The 4,010-nt window shown below is 74.7% G+C and carries 4 protein-coding genes; 3 read left to right on the top strand and 1 reads right to left on the bottom strand.

All coding sequences use genetic code 11. The annotated features are described in order from the left end of the window. Positions 1–199 precede the first annotated feature (199 nt). The 3 genes from glnII to ADL22_RS12065 all read left to right on the top strand — a co-directional run bounded on the left by glnII (position 200) and on the right by ADL22_RS12065 (position 3,359). Positions 200–1,222, top strand: coding sequence for a glutamine synthetase (glnII, locus tag ADL22_RS12075; protein WP_066977006.1), 1,023 nt, complete (start codon positions 200–202; stop codon positions 1,220–1,222). Positions 1,223–1,373: 151 nt separating this feature from the next. Then, positions 1,374–2,405 carry a rhomboid-like protein gene (locus ADL22_RS36075; RefSeq protein ID WP_234430660.1) on the top strand — a complete coding sequence of 344 codons (1,032 nt, stop codon included), beginning with the start codon at positions 1,374–1,376 and terminating at the stop codon, positions 2,403–2,405. 333 nt (positions 2,406–2,738) lie between these two features. Continuing rightward, positions 2,739–3,359: a winged helix-turn-helix domain-containing protein gene (locus ADL22_RS12065; protein WP_066977002.1), complete on the top strand. Its 621-nt coding sequence runs from the start codon at positions 2,739–2,741 to the stop codon at positions 3,357–3,359. A 31-nt stretch (positions 3,360–3,390) separates the two neighbouring features. On the opposite strand, the gene ADL22_RS12060 is transcribed toward ADL22_RS12065, so the two are convergent. Next, on the bottom strand, positions 3,391–4,010 hold a 620-nt coding region (locus ADL22_RS12060), incomplete at its 5' end, for a lysophospholipid acyltransferase family protein (protein WP_199836279.1).

Raw genomic sequence — 4,010 nt, 5'->3', positions numbered from 1 at the left:
GTGAGCGTCGCTGGGAATCCTGTCGCCGTGGCGGCCCCAGAGGTGTCGGTCGTTTTGTGGGGGAATGGGGTGGAATCGGGGGATGTCCGAGTGGGTAACACGTGGTTCACATAAGGGCAATGGACGGGAAACGGCCTGTTGCGAGAGTGCTCCGGTACGCCCGCACGCGTACCCGCACCGACCCGTATAAGAGGACCCCGTGACCATCAAGGCCGAGTACATCTGGATCGACGGCACCCAGCCGACCGCCAAGCTCCGCTCCAAGACGAAGATCTTGAAGGACGGGAGCTCGCTGCCGCGCTGGGGGTTCGACGGGTCCAGCACCAACCAGGCCGAGGGCCACGCCTCGGACCTCGTGCTCGACCCGGTGTTCAGCTGCCCGGACCCGATCCGGGGCGGTGACCACCTGCTGGTGCTGTGCGAGGTGCTGAACACCGACCTCACGCCGCACTCCTCCAACACGCGGGCCCTGCTGCGGCCGGTGGCGGAACGGTTCGCCGCGCAGGAGCCGATCTTCGGGATCGAGCAGGAGTACACCTTCCTCAAGGGCGACCGCCCGCTGGGCTTCCCCGAGGGCGGCGGCTTCCCGGCCCCCCAGGGCGGCTACTACTGCGGCGTCGGCGCCGGCGAGATCTTCGGCCGGGAGATCGTCGAGAAGCACCTCGACCGCTGCCTGGCGGCCGGTCTGGGGCTCTCCGGCATCAACGCCGAGGTGATGCCGGGCCAGTGGGAGTTCCAGGTGGGCGCGCTGGCGCCGCTGGTGGTCTCCGACCACATGTGGGTGGCGCGCTGGCTGCTGCACCGTACGGCCGAGGAGTACGGCGTCACCGCCTCCCTGGACGCCAAGCCGGCCCGGGGCGACTGGAACGGCGCGGGCGCGCACACCAACTTCTCCACCCGCGCGATGCGCGAGGGCTACGACGCGATCATCACCGCCTGCGAGGCGCTGGGCGAGGGCGACAAGCCGCTGGAGCACGTCCGCCAGTACGGCAGCGGGATCGAGGAGCGGCTGACCGGCGCGCACGAGACCGCGCCGTGGAACCACTACTCGTACGGCGCCTCCGACCGCGGTGCCTCGGTGCGTATCCCGTGGCAGGTCGAGGTCGACAAGAAGGGCTACATCGAGGACCGGCGGCCGAACGCCAACGTCGACCCGTACGTGGTCACCCGGCTGATCGTGGACACCTGCTGCACGGAGCTGGAGCGGCGCGCGCAGGTGTGACGCGACGGTATCGCTCCCTCGAAAGGGGCCGGACCCGCTGGGTCCGGCCCCTTTCGCGTGCGATGGGCGAGGGGGCGACGCGGTGGCCCGGCTGTCGCCAACGGCGGGGCGGGCGGGGGCGGTTGTCAGTGGTGGGTGGCACGCTGGTGGCATGGTTGCGATCAGGGTGAGGGACGGCGGCGGGTGGCGCGGGGCGCTGCCCTGGGCGGCGCCGCTGTACGTGGCGGCGCTGCAGGCGGGCGCGTACGCCACCGCCCGGCTGCCGGGGCCGCGGCGTACGGAGCTGCTGCGGCGGCACTCCACCAATACGGCCAATCTGGACGCCGGCCGGTGGGGCACGCTGGCCACCAGCGCGGGCTTCGTGGAGGAGCCGCTGCCGGCCGCGTACGGTGCCGCGCTGCTGGCGGCGCTGGCGGCGGCCGAGGCGCGCTGGGGCACCGCGCGCACCGCGGCGGTCTTCGCGGCCGGGCACGTGGGCGCCAGCCTGCTGGTGTACGCGGGGCTCCGGGCGCGCGGCCGGTGGCGGGGGCGGCCGGTGGATGAGTCGGGGCCGGTGGGAAGGGCGCGGCCGGTGGGCGGGGAGCGCTCGGCGGGTGGTGCGCGGTCGGTGGGCTGGGGGCGGCGGGTAGGTGGGGAGCGGGTGGCGGCCGGGGCGAGGGGTCGTGATGGCGCCGTTCCCGAGGCCGCCGTCCCGGCGATCGCGGGCTCTGAAGGTCCCGGCTCCGACGTCGCCGTCACCGGCCTCGCCGCCCAGGATGCGGTCACCTCCGGCGGCGCGCGGTCCGCACACGGTGCCACCGCGCACGACGGCGCCACCGCGCACGAGACGGCGGCGGCGCACGAGGCCGCCGGACACGACGCGGCGGCGCATGGGGCGGCCCCTCTGGACGCGGTGGCTCAGGCACTCGATGTCGGGGCGAGTTATGGGTTCTGTGCGGTGCTCGGGGCGCTGGGGGCGACGTGGGGGCGGCCGAGGGTGCGGGTCGCGGTGGTGGGCGGGCTGGTGGGGCTGGGCATCGCGCCGGTGGTGCGGCGCGGGCGGACGTTCACGGATGCCGGGCATCTGGCGGCGCTGGTGCTCGGGGTGGGGATAGGGGCGGCGCGGAACGGCATACGGGGGCGATTTCCGGCCACGTGGCCGGGTGGCGCGATAGCGGGCCGGGCGGCAACTCCGGTGTGGTGAAGGGCAGTCGGGGGCGGGGTGTCACCGGTGTGCCGGCGTCGCGGGGCCGGGGTGCGGCGGGATCGTGTCGCAGCGGGCGGCGGTGTGAAAGACAGATCTATGGCTGTCTGGTTCAATAGGGCCATGGCCAGCCTCCCCGACACCGCGACAGGTCGCAGCGACCTCGAGCCGTTCTGGCCGTCCCGGCAGGCGCACGCCTTCGACCGTCTGTGTTGCCGCGCGCACTGAGCGCGGGCCCGCACCCTCCTCTCCGACACCGCTGACCGGTGTCCCCAGCCCTGCCCGCGCGCATCTCGTCCCCCGACGGCCCCTGCGCGAAAGAGCTGACCTCCGATGACCAATCTCCGTACCGTCCCTGCCGGTTCCCCGACGGCCGCCGTTCCGCATCAGCCCCACCACCGCCACCGGCTCCGCGCCGTGGCACCCGACGAGGCCCGCCCGTCGCCGCCCGCCGCCGCCCTGGGGGCGGGCGCCGTGCGCCACGGCCTCCAGGACGTCTCCGAGCTGCTGAACGCCGGCGCGACCTGGCTCCCGGCGCCGCAGCACAGCCTGCCGGCGCTGCCCGGCCAGCCGCCGATGGTCGGCTACCTCGTCCTCGTACCGGCCGAGCAGGCGCCCGTACCGCCGCAGCCGCCCGCCGGGCCCGCGCCGGCGGCCCGGACCGGGGACGAGATCGTACGGATCGACCCCGAGCAGCGGACCGTGCACGTCCAGGGGCGGCAACTCGACCTGACGTACCTGGAGTTCGAGCTACTGGCCCATCTGGTGGCGCATCCGCACCGGGTGCACACCCGCGATCAGCTGGTGACCACGGTGTGGGGTTACGGGCACGTCGGCGACGGCCGCACGGTCGATGTCCATGTCGCCCGGCTGCGGCGGAAGCTGGGCGCCGAGCACCGGGCGTCGATCGTGACCGTGCGGCGGGTCGGGTACAAGTACGTGCCGAGCGCCTGACCGGCCCGTCGTTCTCCGGGCCGCGACCCGTTCAGCAGCCCCCGCTCCGTACGGCCCGTTCGGCGGCCGCCGCCAGTGTGCGGCGGTCCAGGCCGCGGCCGGCCGTGGGCAGCGCCGGGTGGACGGTGACCCGTACGGCCAGGCCGCGGGCGGTGGCCACCCGGCGCAGCGAGGCCGCGAAGGTGTCCTCGCCGCAGAAGGCGGCCACCGTCGTGGGGCGGCCCAGCTGGGTGTAGGCGAGGGTGACCGGGCGGACGGGGGCGCCGGCGTCCAGGGCGGCTTGGAAGGTGGCCCGGCGGAAGGCGCCCCGGCCGGGCGTGCACCAGGTGGTGGCCTGGGGGAAGACCGCCACGGAGCGGCCGGAGGCCAGGATTCCGGCCAGTTCGCTGACGGTGTGCGGAAGTTGGCGGGGGCTGGTGCGGTCGATGAAGTGGGTGCCGGCCCGCCGGGCGAGGCCGCCGGCCAGCGGCCAGCCGCCCACCTCCCGTTTGGCGAGCAGGGTGAGAGGCTCGACGGCGAGCAGGGCGGGGATGTCGAGCCAGGAGATGTGGTTGGCGACGATGAGGGTGCCGGGGTGGGACTGGCGGGAGTGATGAGGGTGGCGGGAGTGACAGGGGTGACGGGGGTCCGCGTTGCGGTCGGCGGTGGGGG

It is taken from the genome of Streptomyces sp. NRRL F-4489 (assembly GCF_001509485.1).
Classification (GTDB): domain Bacteria; phylum Actinomycetota; class Actinomycetes; order Streptomycetales; family Streptomycetaceae; genus Streptomyces.
The sequence above is the reverse complement of the archived record's forward strand: the minus strand, read 5'-3'. Positions and strand labels throughout refer to the sequence as shown.